This window comes from Streptomyces sp. NPDC048506 (assembly GCF_040651315.1).
In the GTDB taxonomy this organism is placed as follows: Bacteria; Actinomycetota; Actinomycetes; order Streptomycetales; family Streptomycetaceae; genus Streptomyces.
This window is the reverse complement of sequence record NZ_JBEZIX010000004.1, coordinates 133,796-148,377: the sequence shown is the minus strand read 5'-3', so window position 1 is coordinate 148,377 and position 14,582 is coordinate 133,796. Positions and strand designations below refer to the sequence as shown.

At 67.6% G+C, this 14,582-nt stretch carries 12 protein-coding genes; 9 read left to right on the top strand and 3 right to left on the bottom strand.

The genetic code is table 11. The features are described from left to right. Positions 1-5 precede the first annotated feature (5 nt). From AB0C96_RS04550 to AB0C96_RS04535, 4 genes are all read left to right on the top strand, one after another. Positions 6-779: a sigma-70 family RNA polymerase sigma factor gene (locus tag AB0C96_RS04550; protein ID WP_362913590.1), complete on the top strand. Its 774-nt coding sequence runs from the start codon at positions 6-8 to the stop codon at positions 777-779. A 260-nt stretch (positions 780-1,039) separates the two neighbouring features. Further along, positions 1,040-2,362 carry a UDP-N-acetylglucosamine 1-carboxyvinyltransferase gene (locus tag AB0C96_RS04545; RefSeq protein ID WP_362913588.1) on the top strand — a complete coding sequence of 441 codons (1,323 nt, stop codon included), beginning with the start codon at positions 1,040-1,042 and terminating at the stop codon, positions 2,360-2,362. Next, positions 2,359-2,850 carry a hypothetical protein gene (locus tag AB0C96_RS04540; protein WP_362913586.1) on the top strand — a complete coding sequence of 164 codons (492 nt, stop codon included), beginning with the start codon at positions 2,359-2,361 and terminating at the stop codon, positions 2,848-2,850. The genes AB0C96_RS04545 and AB0C96_RS04540 overlap by 4 nt, the downstream gene beginning before the upstream one ends. 551 nt (positions 2,851-3,401) lie before the next feature. Next, positions 3,402-4,679 (top strand): RICIN domain-containing protein, encoded by a 1,278-nt coding sequence (locus AB0C96_RS04535; protein WP_362913584.1) that lies wholly within the window; start codon positions 3,402-3,404, stop codon positions 4,677-4,679. Between the two features lie 233 nt (positions 4,680-4,912). Here AB0C96_RS04535 and AB0C96_RS04530 read toward each other — a convergent pair whose 3' ends face one another. The 3 genes from AB0C96_RS04530 to AB0C96_RS04520 all read right to left on the bottom strand — a co-directional run bounded on the left by AB0C96_RS04530 (position 4,913) and on the right by AB0C96_RS04520 (position 9,547). Continuing rightward, positions 4,913-5,503 (bottom strand): hypothetical protein, encoded by a 591-nt coding sequence (locus tag AB0C96_RS04530; RefSeq protein ID WP_362913582.1) that lies wholly within the window; start codon positions 5,501-5,503, stop codon positions 4,913-4,915. A gap of 199 nt (positions 5,504-5,702) precedes the next feature. After that, positions 5,703-7,712, bottom strand: coding sequence for an RICIN domain-containing protein (locus AB0C96_RS04525; protein WP_362913580.1), 2,010 nt, complete (start codon positions 7,710-7,712; stop codon positions 5,703-5,705). A gap of 380 nt (positions 7,713-8,092) precedes the next feature. Then, on the bottom strand, positions 8,093-9,547 hold the full coding sequence (locus AB0C96_RS04520; protein ID WP_362913578.1) for a sigma-70 family RNA polymerase sigma factor: 1,455 nt from the start codon (positions 9,545-9,547) through the stop codon (positions 8,093-8,095). Positions 9,548-9,896: 349 nt separating this feature from the next. On the opposite strand from AB0C96_RS04520, the gene AB0C96_RS04515 reads away from it, so the two are divergent. The 5 genes from AB0C96_RS04515 (at position 9,897) to AB0C96_RS04495 (ending at position 14,533) form a co-directional block, all read left to right on the top strand. Further along, positions 9,897-11,123, top strand: a complete 1,227-nt coding sequence (locus AB0C96_RS04515) for a DUF11 domain-containing protein (protein ID WP_362913576.1) — start codon at positions 9,897-9,899, stop codon at positions 11,121-11,123. Positions 11,124-11,194: 71 nt separating this feature from the next. Next, positions 11,195-12,301, top strand: a complete 1,107-nt coding sequence (gene wecB / locus AB0C96_RS04510; protein WP_362913574.1) for a UDP-N-acetylglucosamine 2-epimerase (non-hydrolyzing) — start codon at positions 11,195-11,197, stop codon at positions 12,299-12,301. Between the two features lie 3 nt (positions 12,302-12,304). Next, complete coding sequence (locus tag AB0C96_RS04505; RefSeq protein ID WP_362913572.1) at positions 12,305-12,484, top strand: hypothetical protein; 180 nt, start codon at positions 12,305-12,307, stop codon at positions 12,482-12,484. A gap of 107 nt (positions 12,485-12,591) precedes the next feature. Next, positions 12,592-13,116: an exosortase/archaeosortase family protein gene (locus AB0C96_RS04500; protein ID WP_362913570.1), complete on the top strand. Its 525-nt coding sequence runs from the start codon at positions 12,592-12,594 to the stop codon at positions 13,114-13,116. Further along, entirely contained in the window at positions 13,109-14,533 is a 1,425-nt protein-coding gene (locus tag AB0C96_RS04495) for a glycosyltransferase family 2 protein (protein ID WP_362913568.1), read from the top strand. The genes AB0C96_RS04500 and AB0C96_RS04495 overlap by 8 nt, the downstream gene beginning before the upstream one ends. The last annotated feature ends 49 nt before the right edge of the window (positions 14,534-14,582 follow it).

Below are 14,582 nucleotides of genomic sequence, written 5' to 3'. Positions count from 1 at the left end.
AAACGATGGTGGCCTTCAGCCAACGAAGTTACGACAACTGGGCTCTGGCGACCGATAGCGAACTGGTGGAGGCCACCCGACAGGGGAACATGGACGCCTACGGTGAACTGTGGATTCGTTACGCGCATGTCGCCGTAAAACTGGGTCAGAGCCTGACCCGATGCAATGCTGAGGACATCGTGTCCGAGTCTTTCGCTCGAATCCTGCGGCACCTGCGCGCAGGCAAGGGGCCGACCACCAACTTCCGGGCCTACCTGTTCGCCACTGTCCGCACCCTGATCGTCGACGGCAGCCGGGCAAAGTCCGCCGATACGGTCCTGATCGGTGATCCAGAACAGCTTGTTGCGCTGGCCGGGGCGACGAGGGCACCCGAGCCCTGTGACGTGGCTGACATGGCCAAGTCTTCCTGGAACTCATTGGGCGAGCGTGACCAGTCGCTCGTCTGGGCCAGCGCCGTCCAGGGCTACAGAACGTCCGAGATCGGCGTGAAGCTCGGCATCCCCACCCCTCAGGCTGCTGTCTGGCTGCACCGCGCCCGCAAACGGCTGCGCACCGCCTTCCTCACCGCCCACATCCCGGCAACCGATGATCCGGTGTGTGCTGCCCACCGGCGCCGCTTCGCCCCATATCTCCAGGGCAAGTGCTCCGCACCACGCCGCATGCAACTCGACGGCCACGTTGCGGCGTGCTCGCCATGCGCTGACGCGTTCACAGCCGCGCGCGACGTCTACTTCCGGATGGCCATGGCCAAGCCACCGCGGGCCGGTACCCATCGATGAGACGGACCGACCGACCCCCGGCTGGTCTTCCCGCCGGGCCTTCGAAGGGCCGGGGTTTCCGTGCGGCGCCACCTCCGCGTCCCCGAGCCGTACACCGTCGCAGCAACACCGCGCCACGCTCCATCCCCATGGACGAGCCGACGGAATCCGCGTCATGACAAAGGCACATCGGCCTCTTACCGTCCAGCCTTCGGTGCGGCTCCCCAGCCTCCCCGCCTCGCCCCGGTTCTGTCATTCCTTCTCGCCCGTGGAGGGCCTCCGTGACCGTCACCAAGTCGCCATATGCCGGCGCTCGCACGGCAACCGTCCGTCCAGGGCGCCCCTTGTCAGGGGTGATACGTGTCGATGGCTCGAAGGCCGCGACGCTCATCCTGCTGGCGGCAGCCGCCTCCACCCGCCGTCCCGTGAAACTGGACAACGTGCCCGCCGACGACGACACACTGGCAATGCTCACCCTGATCAAAAGTTGCGGATACCACATCGCACGGCCGGTCACCAGCCCGGATACGGTGGTGATGCTGCCCACCCCCGGTCGATCGTCGGCACCTGATCTCGCAGGGGCATCGCAGTTCCGCTCCTCGTACTACCTCGTCCCCGTACTACTGGCCTCCAGGGGCCAGGCGGCCTTGTCCTGGCCGCCGGGCGACGGGATCGGCGACCGCCGCATGGAGTTGCACTTCGGGGTCTACAAGGCATTTGGCGACACGGTGGAGACCGATGAGTACGGCTACCGAGTGCGCGCGACCGACAACAACCGCGATCACGTTCAGATTCGTCTACCGTGCCGCTCCCGTAGCGCAAGCGTCGCAGCCATCGCTCGGGCCGTCATAAGCCGGACTCCCCTTCAGCTCCGCAACCCCAACCTCAGCCCAGAGGTCATCAGCCTCCTCACATGCCTCAGCAATTGTGGATGGAAAGTATGGATCAGCAGGGACATGGTGACCTTCGGCCCACCCTCGCACGGTCAGGACTGCGCACTGCCTTGGACGGTTCCGGGCGACAAGGTGGCGGCCGGGGCGCTGGCCTGTGCAATCGCGGTCACCGGCGGGGCCGCTCGTATAGAAGGCATCCACAGTCGAGACGTCGCACCCGTGGTGGACGCCCTGAGGCAGCTCGGCATCCCCACTATTGACGAGCCCGACGCCATCACCGTCCACGCGGATCAGGCTCGTCCGACCAACCGTCCGTTGTGGGCTGCGGCCTCGCTGAATCCACATGGCCTGGATTCGGACCTCGAACCCTCGCTCATCGCTGTCGCCCTCGGCATGCCGGGTATCCACACGTTCGCTGACGCCATCAACCCGAGGCGTCACGCCAAGGCGTTGTGTCAACTCACCGGACTGGGTGCCCAGTTCGACGAAATCTCGCCCTCCCAGTGCCGCCTGACCGGACCGCAGCGGCTGACCGGCGGCACCGTGCAGGCCTCCGGCGACTTCGGCACCGCGTCCGCCCTCCTCGTCGCCGGTTTGACTGCCCGCGGCACCACGACCATCACAGGCCTGGACCGCATCCGCCAACAGCACGCCGACTTGCCGGCCGCGCTACGCCACCTCGGCGCCGACATCACCGAGGTCCCGCGATGAGACCTCGCCACCTTCACCGGATCCTCGCCACCACCGGTCTCCACTCCGGCCTCGGCAACGCGAAGGGTCTCATCGCCGGACTCGATCGTGCTCGAAAATCGTCCCTGATCGTTGGCTGTGGCGACTTCTTCGAAGGCACCGGCCACCACCGCCTCGGCGGCGGCAGTGCCGAACGCCGCATGCTTGCGGGCGCGTACGACGTCATCGCCCCCGGCAATCATGGCTGGCACCACCACGTCGAGCCCGAGTTGCACGCGTTGACCGTCTGCGCGAATGTCATCGATACGGCCGGTAAGCCGCTCTTCCGTCGCCTGTTTCTCACCACAATCGGTGGGCGCCGTGTCGCCGTCACCGCCATCCTCGGCTTCCCGGCGGGCCCGGCGAACCTGCCCATCCCGGGCCGGCCCCTGCTTTCCCCACGCGAACTCGACGCGCCAGCAGGGGCGTTCACCTTCCCCGCGGACACCACCGCCCGGCGGGAGGAGTGACCCCGGCCAGCATCCTGCGGGTATTCACAAGCAGACGAACTGACCGCATGACCTGCAACCTCCTGCCCTACGAAGCCCTTTCGCCCTGACGATGTGAAGCCCGGCGCTCACGATGCGCGGCAGCCGGAACTTCACTGTGCCTGTGAACTGCCTGGGCAAGGTCAAACGAGCTGCGAGTGAATTCGATCGGTGGACGGAGACATAGCGTTTCACGTGTGTTCACACAGTCGTCGAGACCAAACGCTCATGCACGTCCAGCCGGTCCGCTTGGGGGTCAACGCTACGCAAAAGTGACGATTGTGGCTTCGCTGCCCCAGCTGTAGATTGACGCCGTCCCGATAAGTGGGAAGTGGAGGCGCATGGTTACGCGTTCCACGCGCCGGGCTAGTGTCAGCGCCTTTCTCCCTCGATCCCAATGGCCTTGTCGCCACGTTGCGGCTTCCGCCATCAGCGCACATTCAGATCTTCCGTCACCACCTGTCGCAGGCGAGGCCGTATCAGACTGAATGCCCGACGGTGGAACCGCCTTTCAAGAAGAAAGGGAGAGACCCGTGATTCTCACACTGCACCACAGGCGCACCTACCCAGCACCTCGGCTGACTGCCACATTGTTGGCGATCTTCTGCGTTGCCCTGGGCATCTCGGTGTCCCCGCTCGCCAGCGGCGTCGCGCATGCTACCGACGACTGCGCATACAAAATCTCGGAATGTATAACGATCACTCCGAAAAATGACGACCCCAACCAGGTGCTGAATGCGCTGGAAAAGGGCACGGACAACGGAACACAGGTCATCACGTACGCGCCTCAAGGGGGAAGCGACGGACCTGCCGCAAATGAGCGGTGGCACCTCGCGACAAATGACGACGGCACGTTTGAGATCGTCAACAACAGCAGCAGTAGGTGTCTCGACGTCACCAACCCGTCCAGCCTCTCTACCGGGCACTATCTTGCCTATCTGTGGGACTGTTCAAACAGCGACGGGCAGAAATTCTACGCCGAACCGGCAGGCGACGGCAGCGGTGGCTACAGATTGCGGCAAGCTTCGAGCAAATTGTGCTTGTCGCATCCCAACAGGATGACGCACGCGGTAGAACTGAATCTGGGAGACTGCACCACTGACGACAGCCTGGTCTGGCTCATCCAAGACTACGCGGATGGCGATGCTCTCCTCCCGCTGGCGGCTGCGTACGCGATAGGAGCGTGCGGCGCTGATTATGACGCTGCCACTGGTGCGATTTCCTGCGACCTCGACGATGCGGACGCCACTTACAGCAGAGGTAACCCTGTCTGTGTGCTGAACTACCACAACACTACCGACAGCGAAGCGCCGTCGCAGAGCCGCGCAATAACTGAGAGCGTCGCTGACTCCAAGCTGACCGGAGAGCAGACCACAACGGGGATGGCCTCAGGCGCGAACATCAAACTTGGCTTCCTCACATTCAAGAGCCAGTTCAGCAAGACCTGGACGGAAACTGTCCAGAACACGACCACCAACACCAGTACAGGTAGCAACACCTACTACACGCCAAAGGTGCCGCCGCACAGCTACGTCTGGTTGCTGGCCACACCTGTGACCAAGTCCTACACGGGGAACTTCAAGTTCAACATCAACCAGTGGAACGAATGGACTTACTCCACCGGCGACCCCGTCACCGTCTCTGTGCCCGCAGACGAAAATGGCAACTCCACCCTCATCACCACTGGCACCGGACCCGACTCCGACCCCGCCAACGAATGCGACGGACAAGCGGGGACCTTCACCGGTAGCAGCGGAAACATGGATTCTCCGCCCGGCGATTCGGCATCGACCACGGCTCCGGCCAGTTGACCGAGCGCCCGTAGGGCCACGGAGGTGACCGCTCGGCAGCGGTGGACGACCGACGATGCACCGAGGAGGTCGTCCTCCGAGCCCAAGCGGAGGGCCTCCACCTGACCGGCGAGCGCGTGCTCCAGCAACGGCTGACGAAGCGTTGCTGGAGCACGCGCTCGCCGGCGCGATGGCCGACCTCGGCGAGGAGAAGCACACTCCGCCGCCGCACGGGCGCGGCGCGGCCCCGCTGATCAGCGCCCTGCGCGGCGGCGCCGGGCGACCATGAACGCGGCCCCACTGAGGAGCGCGGTGGCGGCAGCCGCGGGCGCCCAGATGGGGATGGACGATGACGTAGTGGACTGGTGAACGCCGGCGGACTGGGCCGACGTCTCGGCGGCCGGCCGGTCTTTCGGCGGGTTTGCGGGCGCGCTGGTCGGGGTGCCGGTGGGCTTGGCGCCGGCGGCGGGTACGTCCACGGTGCCCTCGCCGTGGCCCAGGTCGGGGAAGCCGCAGTCCACGGTCACCTTCCAGCGGCCGGGTGGCAGTGCCTGGCGGGTGGTGTAGGTAGCCGTCGCGCCGGAGACGGGGATGAGCTTCCACGGGCCGAGGGAGCGCCCGCTCACATCGACGGCGGAGAGGGTTCCCGCGATGGATTCGGTCACCGGGTCGTCGTCGTTCTCCCAGGTTGCGACGGTGCGCACACGGCCGTCGTCAGGCTGTGTGGTGACGATGCCGAAGTCGATGGTGTCGCCGTGCGCGGCGGCCGACGAGGCCGGCCCGACGGCCAGGAGTACGGCGAGGGCGGCGACCGGGGTGAGACGGGAGGAAAGTCGGTGTCGCATGGGTGCTCCTGGCGCTGGAGAGCGATCGGATGAAGACGGCGAGAGCAGTGAAGGGCAGCAGTGAAGGGCGGTGAAAGACGCTGACGGTGCGGGGTGTTGAGGGCGAGGGGCGACGGGTGAGCCGGCGGCTGCTGGGGGAGGGCAGCCGCCGGCTCACGATCACTCGGCCGTCAGCGGTCGGGAGACCGCAGCGCGCTGCTCAGGAGGCGCGCTGAAGGGTCCACTTCTGATAGCCGTCGTTGTGCTGCTGCTGTTGCAGTTCGAGCAGCGAGCCGCCGAAGAACCAGCGCTTGCTGATGCCCAGGACGAGTGAGGAGCCCTGCGGCTGGAGCACGTAACTGCCATCTCCGGCGCTGCGCAGCCGCCACTTCTGGGCCGCGGCGCCGCTGCACGACTGCTGGATGACGAACTGGCCCGGGACGGCGGAGTCGAACTGCAGGCACTTCCCGGACACCGCCGAGGTGACGGTGACGGCGCCGTCGCCGGTGTCCTTGAAGGTCCACTGCTGGTTGGCGTATCCGTTGCGCTGGTAGGCGATGGCGGGCGCACCGCTCTGCGTGGAGCCTCCCCAGATGTCGGCGGCCAGCCCGGTGAGGGCGTTGACCATCACGTACTTCGTCTCCGGCCGGGTGGGGTGGTCGCCGTCGACGCCGAGGGTGCGGAAAGTGCTGACGGGACCCGGCTGAGAGGTCTTGCCGCCGGCGTCCCGGGTGGCGACGGCGACCTGGTAGGAGGTGTCGGGGGTCAGCCGGACGAGGCGGTTCGCGGTGTCCTTGACGTCGGCGAGTTTGCTGCCGTTGAGGAAGACGGCGTAGCCCGTGGCGGAGGGCACCTTGGCCCAGCTGACCACGGCGGAGTTCGCGGTGATCTGAGTGACCTCGACGGCGGGACCGGTGGACGGGCCGGACGTGGACGTCGGAGACGGCGTCGGGGTGGGTGTCGGGGTGGGTGTCGGGGTGGGCGTGCCGGTCGGGTTCGGGTCGGGGTTGGTGCCGTCACCGTCGCCGGCTATCAGGAAGCGGTTGTTGGCGATGTTCCAGTGGGTGGCCAGGTAGCTGCCGGGCTTGGGGTCGGTGTTGTAGTAGTCGTCGTGGTTGCAGTCCAGCCGTTGGTCACCGGTGCGCTCGGGGCACAGGATCTGCATCTTCGGGTAGTTCGGAGAGTCCGAGTAGCACATGATGTCCCACTCGTCGACGCAGTGTCCGCCGCCGCTGGTGTGCGGGGCGCTGTTGTTGACCGCGCCGAGGTTGTGGCCCAGTTCGTGGGCGGGCGTGGAGCCGTTCCAGCAGCCGGCGTCTGAACGGCCGTAGGAGGGACCGAAGTTGCTGAGGTTCTCCTCCCCGGGGCGCTCGTCGCCGTTGAAGGTGCCGATGCCGCAGTAGACGTTGGCGTCCACGAACATCATGTACTTTCGGTCGCGGCGGTCGTAGCCCTTGTCGGCCAGCGCTTTGTTGGTCGCGCCGAACTCGCTCACAGCGGCGGACGAGAGCTCGACGTTCAGGACGTCGGTGGTGCAGTCGGGTTCGGTGACGAAGCGTATGTGGCGGTTGCCGCCGGTCTCCTCGGCGCTCTCGTTGTAGATGACGTCGGCCTCGGCCGCCCACTTCTTGATCGAGGCCACGTACTGTGCGAACCGGTCGTTTCCGGGCGCGTGCACATAGAGCACCTGGACGCGGTTGCCCGAAGATCCGTCGCCGTCGCAGACCACCGTGGAACCGGCATCGGCCGTGGCGCCGGCGGTCGAGCCGGAGGCCGCCGCAGCGGTCTGCTCCGCCTTACCGGTACGCGCGTCGAGCACGGGTAGGCCACCGGGCAGCACGTTGGAGGCGGACGGGGCGCTGTTTGTGTCGCCGTTCAGCGTCGGGGCCGGGGCGGTCCGCCGCACCACGGGCGCGGCGTCCTTGGTGATGTCGACGCCCTTCGGCGGGGCGTCCGGGCCGTGCGTGCACAGCTTCGCCTTGGTCCCGGACACGACGAAGACACCGGCGCACGGGTCGCCCTTCGGAGCCGGCTTGAGCCCCTGGTAGACCATGCCGCGCCGACCGTCGCTCTTGGGTACTTCGGTGAGCGGCTTCGGCGGCGTCTGGTGGAGCGGTTTCACGACGGTCGTTGGCCGGGGTGCGGCGCTCGGCCGGTCGCTGGTGCTGGCCGATCCGATGGTGACCGTGCCGGCGATGAGACCGGCGGCGGCCGCGGTCGCCGCGGTCATCAGCGCCAGACGGCGCCTGCCTTTGCTGCGCCGACCTGTCGAGCGTCTTGTTCTCATGAGCGGATTCCCGTCTGTACTCGTAGGGGATGAGGGAGGGGCAATGGCTGAGGAAGTGCCGGGACGAGCGCCCGGCACGCAGGGGGCCGGAACAGGGCGTGGCCAGTGGCGGATACGGGAGATGGCGGGCGGTCGCGCCGGCTGCTCAGCGGGTGGCGACGACCTGGCCACAGGGGACCGCCCGAGTCGCGTTGATACCGACTCCGATCACGGTCGCTTCGCGGCTGAGGATGTTCTGCCGGTGTCCGCGGCTGTTGATTCAGGACTCCATGACGTCTGCGGGCCCTGCTGGCCCGCGGCGATGTTTCTCGCCGCAGGTCACCTCACGGGTACGCGGCGGTGATCCGCTCGCCGGGCCCGGTGCCGTCCGGCTGGGTGTGGTCGAAGCACTGGGCCGCCGCCATGTCGTCCGGCATCCGCTGGGTGGCGGTGGTCAGCCGGTCGTCGGGGCGGACCGGCACGCATCCGGCCGTTGTCCGCTCGGCTCTGACCAGAGTCGTCACCTGCCATACGAGGCGCACGCGAGGGCCCGCGGGGCGGGTCGCCCGGGGAGTCGGGCTCGGCGTGGGGAGGGCCGAGGGCGTGGCCGGTGCGGTCTTCGTGGAGTGCGGGGAGGGTGACACCGTGTGCGGTGCCCTGATGCCCGGGCCCCGCGTGGGTCGGCCGGAATGGCTGGCGGATTCGGTGGTCTTCCGCTCAGGGGCGGGTGGGGCCGCGGAGGGCAGCCGGTCGGTGGGCGGCTCGGTGCGCGCGGCCTCGCCCGCCACACGCTTGCCCTCGTTCCTGGGGACGTTGAGGAGGAACGTAGCTCCTCCCACGGCCATGACGAGGGCCGCGGCTGCGGCGACCTTGCCGCCCGCACGCGGACGGCGGTGCCCGCGGTGCCGGCCGGTGTTCGCGCGCGCCTCGGCGGGGGCGACGACGGAATCCGCGGGCGGGGCGCCGGCGGCCGCGGTCGGGCATCCCGCAGGGACGATGCCGGGGGCCACGACGTCGCGCGCCCGCCACCACAACAGGGCTCCGGCGATGGGGACGAGCCCCAGCCCGGCCAGCAGCCCCCCGGCCGGGACCAGCGTGGAGCAGTGGCCGGCGCAGTAGGCGCAGCCCCCTGCGTGCCGGGCCATCCGCTTGCGCCATAACGCCGAGGGGACCCCGTCCCAGAGGGCGACCACACGCTCCAACTCGGCGCAGCGGGGCGCAGTGCCGAGGGCGCGGACCACGACCCGGGCGATTTCCAGCTGCTCTGTGCTGCGCTGCACGCGTACGGCGGCGTGCTGCGGGGAGAGTTCGAGGGCGGCGGCGACCTCGGCGCGGGTCAGCTCGCCGCCGGCCTCCAACCACCAGAGGGACAGCACGTTCCGCTGATTGTCGTCGAGCCAACGCGTCGCCTCGACGACCTCCTTGCGCTGGCCCTCCAGGTCCAGCCGCACGATCGTCACATCGACGAAGTCGGGCTCGGGGGCGGCGACTTCGTGGATCTCCCGCAGGCCACCGACGGGCGCGTCACGGCGTTCGTGCTGCCAGTAGTGGCGTATCCGGTTCATCGCGATCGATACGAGCCAGGAGCGGAAGCGGGCCGGGTCGCGCAGGCCCTCCAGACCGTTGAGCGCGCGCAGCATCGTCTCCTGCACCACGTCGTCGACGTCCGCGTGCCCCTTCAGGGCGCGGCCGACGATGTTGTAGACCAGCGGCAGATACGCGGCGACGAGCTGATCCTGCGCGCCGGTGCCACCGGTCCGCGCGGCTTCGACGAGCCACGCCCCGACCTCACTGTTCACGCTCCGCACCCCTTTTCCTGTGCCCAAAGCGTCGACGTCGCTCGTCAACGTCCGACACCTAGGAGACGTGGGAGCGAGCGTCAGATGACAAGAATTCGTTGAGAAAAAGGTGCGGAGATCGCGAAAATGCCCGGGCGCCGCGCGCCGGAACTGTGGAATGGACCCGGCCCCACTCCGTCTGGGAAGAAGAAGGAGCAGCCCAGATCGGTTGTGCGGGGCAGCGACTGAACCGAGTTGACACTGCACCTTCGGCTCGCCTGGCTGCCTCCGCAGTGCGAAAACTGATGATTCATCGGCTGCGAATGCAATAGCAGCCCGCCTCTTTCGTCTGTGGAGAGGGAAACACGCCGTGGGCCTCGCGCCCGCCTGGTTCGTTTCGGCAATGCTCACAGAGATCGAGGTCAGGATGTTCAGATCACAGCCCCATGGCGTCGGCACCGACAGACGCGGTGAACGCAACAAGCGAAGTGGGGAATTGACGACGCGACGGTGGACCACCGGGAAGGTGGTGTGTGGCCTACTGGCCTCGACACTGTTGCCGTTCAGTGGCGTCGGTCTAGCCGTCGCCACCGCGCCTGCCGCACACGCGGCCGCGGGGGCCAAGTGCGAAACGTCACTCAGCTCCAACGACGCCTGGACCCACACCGGAGCCTGGACATCCAATGACGGCGGTACTACCTGGTACAACGCCAATGAGTATCCCAGCCCCGACACCTTGTCCCGCTCCGTTTCGAACCTGCCGACGAGTGGAGCTCAGTTCACCTTCGACTGGAGCTGGAACTGGGCTGACACGGGCGGCGGCTCGCAGCAGGCCGACGTGACCCTCTCCTACGGCGGGACCGTGTATGCGACGCTCCACTCGCCCGGGCCCAACGCCTCGCCCCGGGTCGCGTCCGTGGCAGCGAGCAACGGCGCCTCGATCTCGCCGACCACCGGTCCGGGCCAGGGCGCGACGACCACGTACACCGTCACGCTTCCCGACGGTGTTGCCTCCAGCGGGACCCTGGAGTTCGGCATGAGCACCGGCACCTCCGAAGGCGGCGCGGGCTACGTCAACAACGTCACTGTCGGCAACATCAAGGCCAGCAGCACCAACTGCGCTGACCTCTCGATCTCGAAGTACGGCCCGGCTGCGGTGCAGCCGAACGGGTCCGTCGACTACCACATCTACGTGACCAACAATGGCCCGTCGGCCGGCGACTACTCCGTCACCGATCAGCTGCCCGCGGATCTTGCCGGAGCGACCACGAGCACTCCGGGCTGCTCCATCACGTCGGGCACTCTGACGTGCACCGGAACGAGCCTCGGGGTCGGCAGTACGGCGACCATCGAGGTGCAGGGGACCGCCCCGAGCACGGCCGGCGACACCTTGGCCAACACCGCCAGTGTGACCGGCACGCTGCCGGATCCGGACACGTCGGACAACACCAGCGGGACCGTGAACACCAACGTCGACGACACGCTGGGAGGACCGCTGGCTGATCCTCTCGTCGCCGGTGGCACGCTCGGCACGGCGGGCCTGGCGTTCGTCGGTATCGCTGTGCGGCGGCGGCGCGCTGCGCGGGTCAAGGTGTGAACTGGGCCCACGTCCCGTCCCCGAGGCAAGGCGCGTCGGGGACGTGGCGCCGCGTCCCCGACCGGCCTCGGGTGGCGGTCGTTGTCGGCACCCGTCCGGAGATCATCAAAATGGCCCCGGTCATCGGCGAGGTCGATGCTCTGCTCGGCAGGGGCAGTGCACTGGTGATCGACACCGGTCAGCACTTCGACGAGTCCATGTCCGGCCAGTTCTGGCGTGAACTCGGCCTGCCCGCACCGGAGGTGAAGCTGGACGCGGGCGGTATGACCCGCGCGGGCTGCCTGGGTTATCTGACTGCCGAGCTGGGCCGGGTGTTCGCGTCCTTCGCTCCGTCGGTCGTGCTGGTGCAGGGCGACACGAACACCACCGCCGCAGGTGCCCTCGCGGCCAATGCCGAGGGGATCCCGCTGGTGCACGTCGAGGCGGGCCTGCGCTCTTACGACCGGGCCATGCCCGAGGAGCACAACCGGGTCATCACCGACCACCTGGCGGACCTGTGCTGCGCTGCGACGCCGCACAACCACACCAATCTGGCACTCGAAGGGATACCCAACAGCCGCGTCCTACTGACCGGCAACACCATCGTCGAGGCGGTCCAGTCACAACTGCCCAGCACCGACGACCAGCTGGCCTACCTGGGTTCGTACGGAATGCGCCCGGACGCCTACGTTCTGGCAACCATCCACCGCCCGGAGAACACCGATGAGCCTCGGACGCTGCGCGGGATCATCGAGGCCCTCGTCGGCCTGGCGGACCGTATGCCGGTGCTGTTCCCGATGCACCCGCGTACCAGGCAGGCGGCGAAGGAGGCCAAGTGCGAGGATCTGCTCTCCCGGATGTCGGTCGTCGATCCGGTCGGCTCACGCGCGTTCCTGTCGCTGGCCGCACACGCCGCCGTGCTGATCTCCGACTCCGGAGGCGTGGCTGAGGAAGTGACCGTCCTGAAGCGGCCGTTGGTCGTGGTCCGCTGCTCGACCGAACGCGCCGAGTCGATGGAGGCCGGCTTCTCCCACTTGGTTGCGCCGCACCAGATCGCTTCCACGGTCGCGGGAATCCTGTCCGGACACCAAGAGCTTCTCGCCCGCCTGGCCAAAACGCCCTGCCCGTACGGCAACGGGACTGCGGCAGCACAGATAGCCCGGGCCACCAGTCAGCTCATCGAGCTGAGGAAGGACTGAACCATGTACCACGGGTCTCTCTCCAACATCGCCATCAACACCGGCATCCCGGCGGCCGCCGCACTCACGGCGGCCGGTGCGTGGAGCCTGGCGTTCGGCATCGTCCTGCTCCTGTGCGGCTGCCTGGGGCTGTCCCTTGCGGTGCGCGCACATGGCCTCCAGATCCGCACCTTCCCCGGCTAGAGGACGAGGAGCAGAGACCGCATATGGACCTCCCCGTCCGGCGACACCGCTTTGGAACACCCCTCCCGCACTCCGGATCACCGTCGCATCGCCTCGCGCGGTGGGTCGTGGCCCTTGGCCTGCTGGCGGGGCTGACGGCGGCACTGACGGTCTGGAATGACACCTACCGGAAAGGTGAGGCTTTCGCAGCGGGCACAGCAGCCGGGCTCTTCACCTCAACGATCACGCTCGGCGATTCCTACCACGTGACCGCCGCACCAGGGCCGTACGGGCACGGGGTGTGGATCGTGGTGACGACGGAGTGCACCACTTCGATCATGCTCGCACCGGTGGCACTGATCGCGGCCTGGGCTGCGCTCCAACCACGCATCAGGCCCGTGATGGTGCTCCTCGGCTTCTCTTCCGGTCTGGCGATCCTGCTGGCGCTGGGTACGGTGCGGCTGGCCGGTATCGGCCTCGCGTTTCACCGCTGGGGCGAGTCCAGTTTCTGGCTGACCCACAACTTCGTCGGCTCACTGATCAGCCTCTTCTCGGCGGTGGTTGCGCTCGGCGTTCAATTCAAGGTGATGAGCCTGCGGAATTCCGCAGCCCCACGGAGCTTCGACACGAAGAAGGGACACGAGCGTGCATAGCGCCTTCCAGTTGACGCTCGCTCTGATCACCAGCGTGGTCATTGTCTTCGGGCTGCTCTACATCACCGTTATCACCTTGCTGGGCATCAGGGAAACGCGGAGATCCGGTGTACCGGTGGCCAAACAGGAGGGTCTGATCGCGGCCGAGCCGGATGCCGATGCCGAACTGCACGATTTCAGCTTCTACTTCCTCGTTCCGGGACTCAACGAAGAAGAGGTGATCGGCGGGACCATCGCTTCGTTGCTCAAGGATCAGCGCGGTGCGACCGTGGTGATGATTGATGACGGCTCCGATGACCGGACGGCCGATATTGTGCGCTCCTATGCGCACACGGGGCGTGTCGAGCTGGTCAGCCGCACACTCCCGAATGCTCGCCTGGGCAAGGGCAAAGCGCTCAACCAGGGAATAGAGGTGGTCCGCGCCGACGTGGCTCGCAGGGGCATCGACACCTCCAAGGTGATTGTCGCCGTCATGGACGCGGACGGGCGGATGACCGCGAATGCGACCTCGGCCGTGGCCAAGGAGTTCGCGGCGGACCCGTCCGTGGGCGGTTTGCAGCTCGTGGTCCGTATCCGCAACCGTGACTCGCTGTCCTTGTCGTTCCAGGACATGGAGTTCTGGGCCATGGCCGGATTGGGGCAGCTCGGCCGCATGGCCGCGGGGTCGGTGAGCATGGGCGGCAACGGACAGTTCGCGCGCCTGTCCGCGCTGGACGAGGTCGGCGCAGAGCCATGGTCGAATTCCCTGACCGAGGACCTCGATCTGGGCATCTCGCTGGCCGTACTCGGCTGGCGGATGACCTCGACGCCCTGGGCCTATGTGACACAGCAGGGAGTCAGCGATCTTCGTCGTCTGGTCCGCCAGCGCACCCGCTGGTACCAGGGCCACATGGCGTCGATGCGCCGCCTTCCGGAGCTGGCGCGCTCCCGCTACCTGCCCACCGGGCGCTTCCTGGAGCTTGCGGCCTACCTCGCGGTCCCCTGGGTGGTCTCGCTGCCCTGGTCGGTGCTCCAGCAGTACCTCCTCTTCGAGTTGATCACGGGGCACGGCCTGCCGTCGGTCGGGGACACCTCGCCCATGGGCCGGGTCCTGTTGGGCCTCATCTGGTACGTGGTGTCGTTCGCTCCGCATGTCTTCTGGGGGTTCGTGTACGCGCGACGCGCGTGCACCGTGCCGCTGTGGAAGGCGCTGGCCATGGCACACCTGATGATCCCGTGGTCCTACGTCGCTCACCTGTCGGCGTGGCGGGCACTGGCCCGGATCATCCTGCGCCGCAACGCCTGGGCCAAGACCCAGCGGGTGGCCGAGGACAGTCAGGCACTGCTCGACGATGCAGCGGTCGGTGGAGCGGCCCTGCCCGGCCCGTCGGCCAAGGCGGCGCTCGAACCGGCTCCTGACGGGCCCGATCTGAGGTGACCCCCGTGAAGCAGCTCCGTACGCGCAGGGCATCCCCGCGCGAGAGGCG

Excerpts from the sequence above, each read along its gene's own strand:
- AB0C96_RS04550 (WP_362913590.1), top strand. The coding sequence starts at position 6 with ATGGTGGCCTTCAGCCAACGAAGTTACGACAACTGGGCTCTGGCGACC.
- AB0C96_RS04540 (WP_362913586.1), top strand. The coding sequence starts at position 2,359 with ATGAGACCTCGCCACCTTCACCGGATCCTCGCCACCACCGGTCTCCAC.
- AB0C96_RS04530 (WP_362913582.1), bottom strand. The coding sequence starts at position 5,503 with ATGCGACACCGACTTTCCTCCCGTCTCACCCCGGTCGCCGCCCTCGCC.
- AB0C96_RS04525 (WP_362913580.1), bottom strand. The coding sequence starts at position 7,712 with ATGACCGCGGCGACCGCGGCCGCCGCCGGTCTCATCGCCGGCACGGTC.
- AB0C96_RS04505 (WP_362913572.1), top strand. The coding sequence starts at position 12,305 with ATGTACCACGGGTCTCTCTCCAACATCGCCATCAACACCGGCATCCCG.